At 73.7% G+C, this 14,512-nt stretch carries 11 protein-coding genes; 6 read left to right on the plus strand and 5 right to left on the minus strand.

Translation table 11 applies throughout. From position 1 onward, the window contains the following. The first annotated feature begins 54 nt into the window (after window positions 1–54). Together ACV7NM_RS10185 and ACV7NM_RS10190 are read left to right on the plus strand one after the other, a co-directional pair. A complete protein-coding gene (locus ACV7NM_RS10185; RefSeq protein ID WP_463409998.1) occupies window positions 55–1,062 on the plus strand; it encodes an aldo/keto reductase in 1,008 nt (335 codons plus the stop codon). A 230-nt stretch (window positions 1,063–1,292) separates the two neighbouring features. Beyond that, complete coding sequence (locus ACV7NM_RS10190) at window positions 1,293–2,498, plus strand: PQQ-dependent sugar dehydrogenase (protein ID WP_463409999.1); 1,206 nt, start codon at window positions 1,293–1,295, stop codon at window positions 2,496–2,498. A gap of 63 nt (window positions 2,499–2,561) precedes the next feature. On the opposite strand, the gene ACV7NM_RS10195 is transcribed toward ACV7NM_RS10190, so the two are convergent. From ACV7NM_RS10195 to ACV7NM_RS10215, 5 genes are all read right to left on the minus strand, one after another. Continuing rightward, the gene (locus ACV7NM_RS10195) at window positions 2,562–5,624 is read right to left on the minus strand and encodes a helix-turn-helix transcriptional regulator (RefSeq protein ID WP_463410000.1); all 3,063 of its coding nucleotides are present in this window, start codon (window positions 5,622–5,624) and stop codon (window positions 2,562–2,564) included. 80 nt (window positions 5,625–5,704) lie between these two features. Further along, window positions 5,705–5,878: a hypothetical protein gene (locus ACV7NM_RS10200; RefSeq protein WP_463410001.1), complete on the minus strand. Its 174-nt coding sequence runs from the start codon at window positions 5,876–5,878 to the stop codon at window positions 5,705–5,707. A gap of 214 nt (window positions 5,879–6,092) precedes the next feature. Then, window positions 6,093–6,800 carry a hypothetical protein gene (locus ACV7NM_RS10205; RefSeq protein ID WP_463410002.1) on the minus strand — a complete coding sequence of 236 codons (708 nt, stop codon included), beginning with the start codon at window positions 6,798–6,800 and terminating at the stop codon, window positions 6,093–6,095. A gap of 406 nt (window positions 6,801–7,206) precedes the next feature. Then, on the minus strand, window positions 7,207–9,498 hold the full coding sequence (locus ACV7NM_RS10210) for an MMPL family transporter (RefSeq protein WP_463410003.1): 2,292 nt from the start codon (window positions 9,496–9,498) through the stop codon (window positions 7,207–7,209). A 194-nt stretch (window positions 9,499–9,692) separates the two neighbouring features. Then, window positions 9,693–10,097: a cupin domain-containing protein gene (locus ACV7NM_RS10215; protein ID WP_463413886.1), complete on the minus strand. Its 405-nt coding sequence runs from the start codon at window positions 10,095–10,097 to the stop codon at window positions 9,693–9,695. A gap of 144 nt (window positions 10,098–10,241) precedes the next feature. Here ACV7NM_RS10215 and ACV7NM_RS10220 point away from each other — a divergent pair, with 144 nt between their 5' ends. From ACV7NM_RS10220 to ACV7NM_RS10235, 4 genes are all read left to right on the plus strand, one after another. Beyond that, window positions 10,242–11,048 carry a GNAT family N-acetyltransferase gene (locus ACV7NM_RS10220; RefSeq protein ID WP_463410004.1) on the plus strand — a complete coding sequence of 269 codons (807 nt, stop codon included), beginning with the start codon at window positions 10,242–10,244 and terminating at the stop codon, window positions 11,046–11,048. Window positions 11,049–11,107: 59 nt separating this feature from the next. Further along, window positions 11,108–11,608 carry a DinB family protein gene (locus ACV7NM_RS10225; protein WP_463410005.1) on the plus strand — a complete coding sequence of 167 codons (501 nt, stop codon included), beginning with the start codon at window positions 11,108–11,110 and terminating at the stop codon, window positions 11,606–11,608. Window positions 11,609–11,703: 95 nt separating this feature from the next. Continuing rightward, window positions 11,704–13,860: a penicillin acylase family protein gene (locus ACV7NM_RS10230; RefSeq protein ID WP_463410006.1), complete on the plus strand. Its 2,157-nt coding sequence runs from the start codon at window positions 11,704–11,706 to the stop codon at window positions 13,858–13,860. Continuing rightward, window positions 13,857–14,471 carry a GNAT family N-acetyltransferase gene (locus tag ACV7NM_RS10235; protein ID WP_463410007.1) on the plus strand — a complete coding sequence of 205 codons (615 nt, stop codon included), beginning with the start codon at window positions 13,857–13,859 and terminating at the stop codon, window positions 14,469–14,471. The genes ACV7NM_RS10230 and ACV7NM_RS10235 overlap by 4 nt, the downstream gene beginning before the upstream one ends. Window positions 14,472–14,512 lie beyond the last annotated feature (41 nt).

The following is a 14,512-nucleotide window of genomic DNA, read 5'->3' on the forward strand; positions in this document are numbered from 1 at the left end:
GGCATCGCGATCAAGCCGTTAGTTTGAGGGCCGGACCGGGAGGGGGACTCAGGCGTGGAGCGCAGGTCGATCGGGGCGGGATCGCTGACGGTGGGCGCCGTCGGACTCGGCTGCATGCCGATGAGTTGGGGATACGCGCCCTCGCGCCGCCGGGGCGAGGAGTCGCTGCGGACCCTGCACACGGCGCTGGACTTGGGGGCGAACCTGCTGGACACCGCCGACGTCTACGGGCCGTACACCAACGAGCTCGTACTCGGGCGCGTGCTGCGGGAGCGGCGCTCGGACGCCTTCGTCTCCGCCAAGGTGGGGCTGCGGGCGGGCGAGCAGCACGTGGTGGCCGACGGGCGGCCGGGATACGTGCGGCGGGCCTGCGACGCGTCGCTGCGACGGCTGCGGACCGACGTCATAGACCTGTACCAACTGCACCGGGTCGATCCGGACGTCCCGGTGGAGGAGACCTGGGGCGCCATGGCGGAGCTGGTGGGGGCGGGGAAGGTGCGGGCGCTGGGCTTCTGTGCGCTGGGGGCGGCGGCCGGTCCGGGGGCGGGGCGGCTCGGGGACCGGGGGTACCGGTCGACCGTGCGGCACCTGGAGCGGGCGCAGCAGGTGTTCCCGGTGACCGCGGTCCAGGCGGAGCTGTCGGTGTGGTCGCCGGAGGCGGCCTGGCAACTGCTGCCGTGGTGCGCCGCCCGGGGAGTGGGGTTGCTGGCGGCGATGCCGCTCGGCAGCGGCTTCCTGACGGGGACGCTGCGGCCGGGGGCGGGATTCGAGCCCGAGGACGCGCGGGCCCGGCACCCCCGGTTCACGGCGGACGCGATGGCCGCGAACCAGGTGTTGGTGGCGGGGCTGCGGCGGGTGGCCTCGCGGCACGGGCCCGAGGTGACCGCGGCGCAGGTGGCGCTGGCGTGGGTGCTGGCGCAGGGGCCGCACGTGGTGCCGGTGCCGGGCGCGGACCGTGCGCACTGGGCGGCGGAGAACGCGCGGGCGGCGGAGGTCCGGCTCACGGCCGCCGATCTGGCGGAGATAGCCGGGCTGCCGGCGGCGGTGGGGGCCTGGGACTGAGCCGGTCCGCCCGTGGGCGGCTCACACATCCACTCGATCGAGTGTACGAGTGGTGGAACTTCGGGTAAGGCCGTGGCGGTTGAGTCAGGTGGAAGGGCACAGTCACAGGACCGGAGGGGAGCAGGATGATGCGATACGGACAGGGGTCGGCGGGCGCGGCGCGGGGTCGGACGCGGGGGCAGGGGCGGCGGGATCGCGTTTGGGGATTCGGGGGTCCTCGGGAGGCACACGTGTCGTACGAGGACCCGCGCGCCCGGCCCCGCGGAGTGCCGGCGGCTCTCGCCCTGGCGGGATGTGGGGCCTTGCTGGCGGCGGGATGTTCACCACCGGGCGGCGCGCCCCCCGGGCCGGGCGGCTCACCACCGCAGGCGGCGTCCGCCGCGACGGCCAAGGCCGCCTCGGGCGGCCCGTCCCGCTCCCCGGACGCTTCGGCGCCGCCCGCCAAGGGGTCGGTGACCGTGACGGGCGAGGTCGCCAAGGACCTGGAGTCCCCGTGGGGAGTGGCACCGCTGCCGGAGGGCGACCTGCTGGTGGCCTCGCGGGACAAGGGCACCATCAGCAGGGTGGATGTGGGCAAGGGCACGGTGACCCAAATCGGAAAGGTTTCGGGGGTGGCCCCGGGAGGCGAGGGGGGACTGCTGGGCTTGGCCCTGTCCCCGGCCTTCGCTTCGGACCATCTGGTGTACGCCTACTTCACCACCGAGTCGGACAACCGCATCGCCCGGATGCGCTACGACGCCGAGCGGCCTGCGGGGCAGCAGCTCGGGGCTCCCGACACCATCTTGCGGGGCATCCCCAAGGGCGTGATACACAACGGCGGCCGGATCGCCTTCGGCCCGGACAAGATGCTCTACGCCGGGACCGGGGAGACGGGTGACACCGGGCTGGCGCAGGACAAGAAGTCGCTCGGCGGCAAGATCCTCCGGATGACCCCGGACGGGCAGCCGGTACACGGCAATCCGGAGCCCGATTCCGTCGTCTACTCCTACGGCCACCGCAATGTGCAGGGGCTGGCCTGGGACCAGGACAAACGGCTGTGGGCGTCCGAGTTCGGGCAGCACACCTGGGACGAGCTCAATCTCATCGAGCCGGGCGGGAACTACGGCTGGCCCGAGGCCGAGGGGAAGGCGGGCAAGCCCGGTCTGCGGGACCCGGTGGCGGTGTGGAAGACGGACGAGGCCTCGCCGAGCGGGATCGCGTGGGCGCAGGGCTCCATCTGGATGGCGGCCCTGAAGGGCGAGCGGCTCTGGCGGATTCCGCTGGCGGGGGCGGCCCCGGTGGCGCAGCCGGAAGCGTTCCTCCAGGGCGCCTACGGCCGGCTTCGGACGGTGGTGGCACTGGGCGGGGACAGATTGTTGCTGGTGACGAGCGAGACGGACGGCCGCGGGTCGCCGAGCGCCGGTGACGACAGAATCCTGACACTGACCGTGCGGTGACCGGCGGGACCCGGGGTCGGCAGGGGCGCCGCGCCCCGGGGGCCCTACCGGGCGGGGACCGTCCTACCGGTTGTGGGCCGCCCTGGCGGGCGGGGGGACGTGGACGATCGGGCCGAACAGTCGCAGCCGGTGGGCGAGGGCAGCCGCTTCGCCTCGGCCGGAGACGCCCAGCTTGGCGAGGATGTTCGAGACGTGCACGCTCGCCGTCTTCGGGGAGATGAACAGTTCCTCGGCGATCTGCCGGTTGGTGCTGCCCGTCGCGACCAGGCGGAGCACGTCCCGCTCGCGGCTGGTCAGGCCGAGCGCCTCGACCGGGTCCTCCTCCGGCGCGACCGCCCGCCGCGCCGGCTCGTCTTCGGTGAGGGGGAGCCGGGCCCGCTGCGCCAACAGGGCCAGGTCCTCGCGGAGTCGGCGCGCGCCCAACCGGTCGGCGGTGGCGTAGGCGTCGCGGAGCAGGGTCGCGGCCCGATCGCGGTCGCAGCCGGCCGCCAGCAGGGTCTCGGCGAGCCGGTGGCGGGCGCGGGCCAGCAGGTAGGGACGTTCCAGCGGGGCGACGGCCTCCACGACCGAGTTCCAGTCGCGGACGGTGTCCCCGCCCTCGGCCCGGCGCAGCTCGGCCCGCAGGTACTCCGCGTGCGCGGCCCACACCGGCACGGGGGTGGCCAGGTTCCGGGCGGCGTCGCGCAGGACGTCCACGGCGGCGGCGCGGCCGGCGTCGGCGGCCGGGAGGCCACGGGCGTCGGCTTCCGCGGTGGCCGCCGCGAGGAGCAGCGGCCAGGCGTAGCGGTGGTGGCCCAGCGGGAAGCCGGCGGCGATCGCGTCGGCGACCTCCGCGCGGACGTCGGCGATCCGGCCCTCCCCCGCGGCCAGCCCGACCGCGAGGCGGTACAGCGGTATCCGGTGCTGTGGCTGGGTGTCGTGGGTTCCGAAGTGGGCGTGGGCGGCGGCGAGTTGCGTGGCCGTCTCGCTCAGTTCCCCGCGGGCCAGCGCGAGGTAGGCGAGGCGGGCGGCGCCGGAGCCGCGCGGGGCCGCGCTCTGACCGACCCGCAGCGTGCGCCGGGCCGCGTCGGCGGCCTCGTCCCAGCGGCCCAGGCTGTACAGGCTCTCGGCCATGTTTCCCCAGATCCAGGCCTGGATGTCCAGGAGCCGGGCCTTCCCCACGCGTTCGACCCCCTGCTGGGCCACCTCCACGGCCTCCCGGGACCTGCCCAGGCTCTCCAACTGCGAGCTGAGGTTGATGTCGGCTCGCCCCGCCAGCATGACGTGGCCGAGCGCGGTGGCCCGGTCCTTGACCTCGGTCATCACCGCCAGACCCCTCTCCCGCTCCCCGGAGTCGGCGAGCAGGGAGCCCATGGTGATGCGGGCGTTGAGTTCGATCTCCTCCGCGTCGACCATGTGCGCGTACTCGACCGCCCGTTCGGCGGCCTCCAGATTGCCCGGGCCGGGGTTGTGCAGCATGCCCCACCCGGCGGCCCGGACCAGGACCTGGGCGTGCACGTGCGACGGCGGCAGTCCTTGGACGAGTTCCTGCGCCTTGGCGAGTTCCTCCCACCCGTCGCCCCGTCCGAGACCGGCGATCAGGGAGGAGCGCTCGGTCCAGAACCAGGCGGCGCGCAAGGGGTCCTGGTCCTCTTCGAGGAACCTCAGGGCCAACTTGGTCGTCTTGAGGGCGCGTTCGCGTTCGCCGCCGAAGCGCGCCGCGACGGTCGCCTCGGCCAGCAGGTCGAGGCGGGCGAGCGGGGTGGTGGCCGGGTCACAGCCGCACGGCGGGTACACGTCGGTGTAGTCCACCGGGCGCAGCGCCTCGCGGACCTCCGCGGGGGCGCTGTCCCACAGGTCCAGGGCGCGTTCCAGCAGCCGCAGTTGCTCGGAGTAGGCGTGCCGGCGGCGGGCGGCCACCGAGGCGGCGAGCACCGCGGGAAGCGCCTTCGCCGGGTCGTTGGCGTGGTACCAGTAGGTGGCCATACGGATGACCCGCTCCTCGGCGCGGACCAGCGAGTCGTCGCCTTCCATGGCCTCGGCGTAGCGGCGGTTGACGCGGGCCCGCTCCCCGGGCAGCAGATCGTCGCTGACGGCCTCGCGCACCAGCGAGTGGCGGAAGCGGTAGCCGTCCCCGTCGGCCGTGGCGAGGAGGATGTTGGCTCCGACCGCGGCCCGCAGGGCCTCGATCAGCTCGTCCTCGCTGAGTCCGGCGACGGCCCTCAGCAGCGGGTACTCGACGGTGGAGCCGCCCTCGGCCACGATGCGCACCACGCGCTGGGCCGCCTCGGGCAGGACCTCGACCCGTACCAGCAACAGGTCGCGCAGGGATTCCGTGAGCCCGGTGCGGCAGCCGCTCTCCCGGGAGGCGACGAGTTCCTCGACGAAGAAGGCGTTGCCGTCCGAGCGCTCGAAGACGGAGTCGACGAAGCCCTCGTCGGGCCGGGCCGCGAGGATGCCGGCGAGCTGGCGGCGTACTTCCGCCCGGTTGAAGCGGGGCAGTTCGATCCGGCGGACGGTGCGCAGGCGGTCGAGTTCGGCGAGGAGGGGCCGCAGCGGGTGACGGCGGTGGACGTCGTCCGCCCGGTAGGTGGCGACGACGACGAGCCGGCCGCTTGCCAGGGTCCGGAAGAGGTACGCGAGGAGGTGCCGGGTGGAGGTGTCGGCCCAGTGCAGGTCCTCCAGGACGAGCACGATCGTGCGGTCCGCGGCGAGCCGCTCCAGCATCCGGGCCGTCAGTTCGAACAGCCGGGCGGTGCTCTCCTCGTCGTGCGGCCCCCTGGGGGTCTCGCCGAGTTCGGGGAGGATGCGGGCGAGTTCGTCCTCCTGGCCTGCGGCCGCGGCGGCCAACTCGCCGGGAAGCCGGCGGTGCAGACTGCGCAGGGCGGTCGAGAAGGGGGCGAAGGGCAAACCCTCCGCCCCGATCTCGACGCAACCTCCGACGGCCACCACGGCGCCCCGGCGGTCGGCGACCTCCAGGAACTCCTCGGTGAGCCGGGTCTTGCCGACTCCCGCCTCTCCCCCGATGAGGAGGGCTTGCGGCTCCTGTTCGGCGGCGCGCGTCAAGGCGTCCACGAGTACGGCCAGTTCGTCGGCTCGGCCGACGAACACCGGGCTGACAGATCTGGTCTCCACGGCGTCGAGCATCGCACAGGGGCCCTGCCCGGCGGCACTCGTTATCGGTGCGCTCCTCATCACGGGTCAGTGGGGCCGGGGTGCGGGGCGCTTCACGCAGCCGGGCTGAAGCGGCTGCGTTGGACCCTCACCGATGTCCCTTCGGGTTCCTGGCTCCGTGCGGAGGCGGCGCGGCGCGCGTTCTTGGCCTCCCGGATCAGCCGGTACCGGTCGGCCTGGCGGACGAGTTCGGCGTGGCGGGCGGTGGCGATCTCGTAGGCGAACATCTCGTACTCCCTGGTTGCGTTTCTCGGGCACCTCGTTCGGTGTGATCCAAGATTCGCGTCCCAGGGGGTGCCGCCACATCGGGCGCATGCCGCATCTGTGCGGTCCGGGGTGCCTTAGGCGGGGCCGGCGGACGCCTGAGGCGGGTGACGGGGAGGTAAGTGGGTGCCTAGGCCGACCCTTACGGCCCGGGCAACCTCCTTACGGGCCGGCGGGCTAGGCGGGCTGGGCGGGAGCCGTCGGGACGGGGAGGAGGACATCGAAGTACATGAGCCCGAAGATCAAGATGCCCAGGACGCCGAGGGCGACGGCCGCCCAGGCGACGGACCGGATCCAGGTGGGGAGGGTGCGGCCGGGCGTGCCGAAGGCCGGACGGGCCAGGACGAAGACGGCGAGCAGGAGCGCGAGGGTGGCGAGGACGCCGTTGACGAGGGCGGTCGCGTGCCAGGGCGCGCTGTAGAGCGCCGCGATCTTCGCGTTGTTGTCGGCCGTGGGGCTCAGGTCGAGCTGGTTGACCAGGTTCTCGCGCTCGGCGGCGACGCGGGAGACCCAGCTGCCGCTGAGGGCCACGGTCCCCAGTGCGGCGGCGACGATGGCGCAGGCGGCGGCCCCGACGCCACCGGCGCGCTCGTCGGTGTCGTCCACCTCGCCGGTCAGGCCGGTCTCGTCCGTCTCCGCGTCGTCGGTCAGGTCGGTCTCGTCCGCCGTCTCGGCGGCGGAGTCTTCGGTGGCCACGTCTTCCGGGGCGGAGCCCTTGGCGGCGGAGCCGTCGGCGGCGTGGTCACCGTCGACTTCGGGGCGCCCGTCGGCGGGCTGCTCGGCCGTCTCGCCCTTCGCCGCGCCGGTCGCGGTGTCGGCCGCCGTCACGTCCTCGGGGTTCTCGACGTCGGCGGGGGCGGGGGCGGTGGTCTTGGTGGTCTCCATGCGGGGCACCGTAGGCGGCGTTTCTGAGAGGTTCCTGAGAGGCCCCCGAGAAGCCTCCGGAGCATCGCCCCAGGTGGGCCCCGGGTTGGGGTGGCAACCGGTCCCGGGCACGGCTGCCGGCTACGGGTTCCGGCCACCGGGAGGCGGGCGCCGCCCGGGTCACGGTGTCCTGGCGGACGCCCCGGAGCGGCTGGCTCCCCCGCAGCGCCCCTTCCCGCTCCGCGCCGAGCCGCTCGACCGCGGCGAGGCCTCGCGGCTGGCGGAGAGACTCGGCCCCTGCGCCCCGGTGCGTGCCGCGTTCCCGAAAGACCCGGTCGCGAAGGAGCCGACCCGCCGTGGTGGCCGGACCCGGGCCGGCCGGGTAGCCGGGGAGCAAGGCGCGCGGCGCGGTACGGAGGTCGCCGGGTCAGCGGGCCGCCGTGGCGGGCTCGGCGCCGTCCTCGCGCTTGGCGGAGTCGGTACCCGCCCTCCGCGCGGGCAGTGTGACACGGTCGCGGCACTCGGGCGGCTCGATGCTGATCCGCGGCAGCCGGCGGTCGAGCCACGCGGGGAGCCACCAGTTGGCGCCGCCCAGCATGTGCATCAGGGCCGGGACCAGCAGCGTGCGCAGGACGAAGGCGTCGAGCGCGACGGCGGAGGCGAGGGCGATGCCGAACATCGCGATGAGCCGGTCGCCGCTGAGGACGAACGCGAGGAAGACGGAGATCATGATGACGGCGGCCGAGTTGATCACCCGGCTGGTCTCGGCGAGTCCCACGCGTACGGCCCGTCGGTTGTCTCCGGTCTCCAACCACTCCTCGTACATCCGGCTCACCAGGAAGACCTGGTAGTCCATGGAGAGCCCGAAGAGCACCGACACCATGATGACGGGGAGGAACGGCTCGATCGGGCCGGCGCGGCCCAGGCCCAGCAGTTCGCTGCCCCAGCCCCACTGGAACACGCCGACGACGACGCCGAAGGACGAGGCGACGGCCGCCACGTTCATGACGGCGGCCTTGACGGGGATGCCGACGGACCGGAAGGCCAGCAGCAGGAGGACGCACCCGAGGGCGATGACCACCCCGACGAAGAGAGGCAGTTTCCCGATGATCACGTCGGCGAAGTCGTCGAAGGAGGCGGTCACACCGCCGACGTGGGCCTTCATCGACGTGCCGCGCGCGGCGCGCGGGATGACGTCCCGGCGCAACGTGTCGACCAGGTCGCTCGTGGCGCGCGATTGCGGGGCGTAGTCCGGTACGACGGTCAGGACGGCGGTGTCACCGCTCCGGTTGAAGACGGGAGGGGCGGTGGAGGCCACGCCCTTGGTCGTGCGCAGGGCGTCGGCCAGCCCGTCCACGGCGATCCGGTCTCCGGCGCCGTCGAGACGGACGATGACGGTGAGCGGACCGTTGGTCCCGGGGCCGAAGCCCTCCGACGGGGCCGCTGCGCGTTCCCGGGTCGGGGAGGCGCCCCCGGCCAGCAGGTCGTAGGCCTTGCGGGTGGTGGAGCCGGCCGGGTCGTTGCCCTGGTCGGAGGTGCCGAGGTGCATGGAGACGGTGGGGAGCGCCAGCACCACCATCACGGCGGCTGCGAGCAGTCCGAGCGGTTTGGGATGCCGTTCGACGAAGGCGGACCACCGGGCGGCGAAACCGGCGGCCGCCTCGGGCCGGGGCCCCTCGTCCGCCAACCGGCGGCGCTCGCGGCGCGAGAGGGCGCGCGGGCCGATGACCGCGAGGAGGGCGGGGAGCAGCGTGATCGACGCGGCCACGGTGAGGACCACGGTGAGGGAGGCCGCTACGGCGACGCCGTCGAGGAAGTCGAGCCGCAGTACGAGCATGCCGAGCAGCGCGATGCAGACGGTGGCCCCGGCGAAGACCACGGCCCTGCCCGTGGTGGCCACCGCGTGCGCGGCCGCCTCCTCGACGGGGAGGCCACGGCCGAGGCCCTTGCGGTGCCGGGTGACGATGAACAGCGCGTAGTCGATGCCGACTCCGAGCCCCACGAGCGTGCCGAGCATCGGGGCGAAGTCGGCGACGGGCATGGCGTGCCCGAGCAGGGTGGTCCCGAAATAGGCGGTGCCCACGCCGACCAGGGCGGTGGCGATGGGCAGCAGGCTCGCGGCCAGGGACCCGAAGGCGAGGAAGAGCACCACGGCTGCGATGACCACGCCGACGACCTCGGCGTAGTGGGCACTGGGCGCCTGGGTCAGACCGATCGCCCGGCCGCCGAGTTCCACTTGGAGACCGTCCGTCTCGGTGGCGGGGTTCTTGGCCGCCTTGACGACCGCCTCGGCCTGGGCCTTGGGGACGGAGTCGGCCTCCCGGTCGAAGGTGACGACGGCGTAGGCGGTGCGCCCGTCGGGGCTGATCTGCGCGGCCTGCCCCGGGTGCGAACCGTAGGGGCTGACGACCGATCCGACGCCGGGGAGACGGGACACCGCCTCCAACGCCGCCGTCATCCGCCGCTCGACGGCGGGGGTGCGGGCCGTCTGGTGGTCGGGGGTCCGCCACACGATGGTGTCGGTGTCGCCGCCCTGGCCGTGGAAGCCCTCGCGGAGGAGGGCGGTGGCCCGGCCGGACTCGGTCCCGGGTACCTCGTAGTCGTTGGAGAACGCCGATCCGGCGACCGCGGCGGCGCCTGCCGTCCCGGCGAGGGCGAGCAGCCAGATCAAGACGGTGGCCAGGCGGTGCCGCAGGCACCACCGTGCGATTGCTGCCAACGGACGTGCTCCCTGTTGTTCGGATCTTCACGGGAGACGGCCCGTCGCAAAGAACGCCTGAACGTGCGAAGACCCGGCGGAAGCAGGGCCTCTACTGCCCCACCCTTGAGGTACGGCCCACCCTTGAGGATCGCAGCGTTTCGAGATCGTCGGTCCCTTTCGTGCGCACCGTCACAGGGGACCGGGCTCTCGGCTCAGGAGGCCGCCGGAGGGGGCTCGATCGGCGCCGGGGACGACGCTTCGGCGGGTGCTTCCGCGCGGTAGCCGGGGACGGACGGCCAGCGGACCGCGAGGACCACCGTGTCCTCCTCCGCGTACCAGGAGTGGTCCACGCCGCGGCCCCAGACCACGTAGTCGCCTTGTTCGGCCAGGACGACGGTGCGGCCGGGGAACTCCAGTCGGAAACGCCCGCTGATGAGCACCTGGAGCGCGGTGCGCTCCTCTCCGGTGACCCAGCGCGCCCGCTCGTCGCCCTTGGGGTGCACCCCCCACTTGATCTCGACGTCCTCGCTGTGGCGGGGATCGCCGGCGGGCTTGAAGTGCCCGAGGAGCCAACCGCGGTCGGCGGCGGCGTCGGGGGCGGCCTTGCCGGTGTAGATGGCGGGGGTCGCGGTCGTCGTCGCAGACGCGGTCGTGTTCGCGGTCGCGGTCGCGGTCGTCGTCGAGTGGTCGTTCACGGGCCGAGATTAATGCAGTTGTGCGGAGCGGATGCCGGGTGCTGGGCTGGGCGGATGACGACAGCGATGGATCGTGACGAAGTGACGCGGGTACGGGCCCTGTACGACGCGCAGATGCGCCGAGACGCCCGGTCCGACTCGGCCGAGGCCCGGATGGAGCGGGCGGGTGCGGTCGTGCGGCAGACGGTGCCCGGGCTGCTGGGTTGGAACGGCGTGCTCTGGTCGGAGCTGGACGAGGAGAACGCGGACGCGGAGATCGCGGCGCAGATCGCGCACTTCGCGAAGCACGCGGGCTCGGACCGGCCTACGGACTTCGAGTGGAAGCTCTACGACTACGACCGCCCGGCGGACTTGGGGGAACGACTGCGGGCGGCGGGCTTCGTGCCGGAGCCGCCGGAGACCCTGATGGTGGCCCGGACGGCCGATCTCGCCGCGCTGCCGGTGGACCCGCCGGAGGGGATCACCCTGCGGGTGGTGCGGGACGAAGCGGGGGTGGACCTGATGATGCGGGCCCACGCCCGCGCCTTCGGGACCGAGCGGCCGCGCGTCCGTGAGCAGATCCTCGGCCTGTTGCGGGAGCGGCCGCAGACGATCGAAGCGGTACTCGCCATGGCGGGTGACATCCCCGTCAGCGCGGCCAGGATGGAGATGCCCCCGGGCTCCTCCTTCGCGGGACTGTGGGGTGGTGGCACGACTCCGGAGTGGCGCGGGCGCGGCATCTACCGCCTCCTGGTCGCGCACCGCGCCCGCGTGGCGCAGCAACGCGGCATCCCCTACCTCCAGGTGGACGCCTCGGCCGACAGCCGCCCGATCCTGGAGCGGCTGGGCTTCCAGGTCCTCGGGGTGACGGTGCCGTACATGTGGGAGGGCTGAGGGGACACCTCCCCGAAACACCCTTCCGCCGGCGGCGCCCCACGCTGCAAGATCCCTACATGGAACCCGTTGACCCCTCCTTCACCGCCGACGAGCGCGAAAGCCTCCGCGGTCACCTCGACTACCACCGCGCGATCCTCGTCCGGAAGTGCCGGGACCTCTCCGACGAAGACCTGCGCCGGCAGGCGTCCCCGCCCTCGACCCTGTCCCTGCTGGGTCTCGTACGACACATGGCCGAGGTCGAACGGCATTGGTTCCGTCGCACGATCGGCGCCACCGACGTCCCGCACGTGTGGTCCGACCGGCACGACTTCCAGGCCGCCTACGACGTCTCCCGCGCCACCCGCGCCGAGGCCTTCGCGGCCTGGGAGGCGGAGGTCGAGCACTCCCGCGCCGTGGAGGCCGCGGCCGAGTCCCTCGACGTCAGGGGCTACGTCGCCAAGTGGAAGGAGGAGGTCTCCCTCAGGTTCGTGATGCTCCACATGATCCACGAGTACGCCCGGCACAACGGCCACGCCGACTTCCTTCGCGAGGCGATCGACGGCACCGTCGGCGACTGATTCCGATCTCTGTCTCTCCGCCTGCGCCTATAGTGAGTGTCGACAGTTAGGAAAGCCTTACCTAAGCCACCAGTCGCCATCGGGGGAGCCCCAGTATGAGCAGCAGGACCACCACGGACGGCTCCACTCCCGACGGCCCCGCCCTCGACGGCGTCTACCGCGACACCTGGGGCATCCCCCATCTCCGCGCCCGCGACCACCTCCGCCTCGCCCGCGCCCAGGGTCGCGTCACCGCCCTGGACCGGGCCTGGCAGGTGGAGGTGGAGCGGCACCGCGCCCGGGGTACGAGCGCCGCGTTCCTCGGACCGGAAGCCGTCACCTGGGACCGGTTCGCACGTCAGGCCCGGCTCGACGACACCGCGCGCCGCTGCCACGAGGCCCTCGACCCGCAGACCGCCGCCTGGGTGCGGGCATACGTCGACGGCGTCAACGACGGCCTCGCCGAAGGCGCCGCCCGCGACGACCGGTTCGCGCGCACCGGGCACAGCCCCACCCCCTGGGAGCCGTGGGTACCGCTGTCCGTCTGGATCGCCACTCACATCCTCTTCGCCGGCTTCGCCACCAAGCTCTGGCGCGAACGCGTGGCCCGCGCCCTCGGCGACGACGCCGTCACCCTCTTCGCCACGGACGGCCCCGGCACCGCCGGCAGCAACGGATGGCTCGTCCCCGGGGAGCGCACCGCCACCGGCGCGGCGATCATCGCGGGCGACCCCCACCGGTTCATCGAAGACCCCGGGGTGTACCAGCAGATACGCCTCTCCTGCCCCGAGTACGACGTCATCGGCCTCGCCGTCCCCGGTGTCCCCGGCCTCGCCCACTTCGGCCATACGGGCAGCGCGGCCTGGGCCATCACCAACGCCATGGCCGACTACCAGGACCTGTACGTCGAACAGTTGCGCCCGGCGGCCGTCACCGGCGGCGCCGCCCGCCACACCGACGACGGTCACACCGACGACGGCCACGACATCGACGGTCACGACGTCGAAGCGCTCGGGCCGGACGGCGCGTGGGAGCCCGTCCACCGGCACACCGAGACCGTCACCGTCGCCGGCGCCGACCCCGTCACCGTCGAGGTGCTCGAAACCGCCCGCGGCCCGATCGTCGTCCGCGACACCGACACCGACACCGTCCTCTCCCTGCGCTACCCGCCCCGCGTGCGCCGCGACCTCGGCTTCGCCGCCCTCCCCGCGCTGCTGCGCGCCCGCACGGTCGCCGACATCGACCGCGCCCTCGACGGCTGGGCCGAGCCCGTCAACGTCGTCCACGCCGCCGACACCGAGGGCGGCCTGCTGCACCGCGTCGCCGGCGCGGTCCCTCGCCGCGATCCCGCCAACCGGCTGCGCCCCGTGCCCGCCTGGGACGGGCGGTACGCGTGGCGGGGTTGGGCCGAGACCCCCGCCGAGCCGGTCCGGGGTTTCGCCGTCATGGCGAACGCGCGCGGCATCGCCTCCCCGCTCGGCGTGGAGTTCGCGCCCCCGCACCGCGCGAACCGCATCCGCGAGCTGCTCTCCGGTTCGGCCGACTGGTCCCCGAAGGCGATGGCCGACATCCACCGGGACACCCACCTCGCCTCGGCGCGTCCCCTGCTGGACCTGCTGCCGGGGCTCGACGGCCTCTCCCCCGCCGCGGCGCTGCTGCGCGAACGCCTCCTCGCCTGGGACCGGCACATGGACGCCGAATCCACCGACGCCACCGTCTTCTCCGCCTTCCGGGCCGCGACCGTACGTCGCTTCGCCGCCGACCCCGTCTTCGCGGGCCTGGCCGACGCCCCCACCGCCCCCGAGGTGTTCCACCCCTGGCTGTACCTCGTCCCGCGCGTCGGCTACGCCCTGGAGGGCCTGCTGACCACGGCCCTCCTCCCCGCCTTGGACCGCGCGGCGCACGTCCGCGCCGCCCTGGAGGAGACCGCGGCCGCGCGCATCGCCGACGCGCCGTGGTCGGCGGTCCACCGACTGACCCCGTGGTCGACCTTCCCGGACCCGGACGCCGAGTGGCCCGGACTCGGCGGCGACCACGACTGCGTGAACGCCACGTCCTCCGTCCCCGGCCTCACCGACACCGCCGCCCGCGCGTCGGCGGCCCGTTACGTCTGGGACCTGGCCCGGCGCGAGGACAGCCTCTGGGCGGTCCCGCTGGGCGCCGACGGTGTCACCGGCTCCCCCCACCACCGCGACCAACTCCCCCTCTGGGCGCGCTGCGAACTCGTCCCCGTCGTCACCGACTGGGCCCGCCTCACCAAGGAATCCGCATGACCACCCCCGCCACGCCCACGCTCACGTCCACCGCCACCCGGCAGCCCGTCTTCACCCGCCTCGTCGGGGGCTTCGGCACCGTCACCCTCACCCCCCTCGACCCGGCCGCCGACTCGGCCCTGGTCCACAGGTGGGTCACCGAGGAACGGGCCCGTTTCTGGGGCATGGCCGAGGCGAGCCACGAGCTGGTCCGGGAGATCTACGAGGACGTCGACCGCCGCACCACCCACCACGCCTTCCTCGTCCGCCGCGACGGCCGACCGGTCGCGCTGTTCCAGACGTACGACTGCGCCGAGGACCGGATCAGCGAGTGCTACGAGGTGCGGCCGGGCGACGTCGGCATCCACCTGCTGCTCGGCCCCGCCCAGGGCGCACCGGAGCACGGGTTCAGCGCGGCCCTGGTGGACGTGTTCACGGCGTACCTGTTCTCCGACGGCGGCGCCCGCCGGGTGGTCGGCGAGCCGGACGTCCGCAACACCAAGGTCATCGCCTTCCTCCAGCGCTCCGGCTTCACCCTCGGTCCCGAGATCGAGCTGCCCGAGATCGACCTGCCCGAGGTCTACCTCCCGGCGAAGAAAGCCCGTCTCCTCTTCCTCCACCCGGCCCCGTAGCCCGCTGACGGCGCGATTCCGTACGGGTGTTGTACGGGTTC

Source organism: Streptomyces sp. Tek67B01, assembly GCF_055231995.1.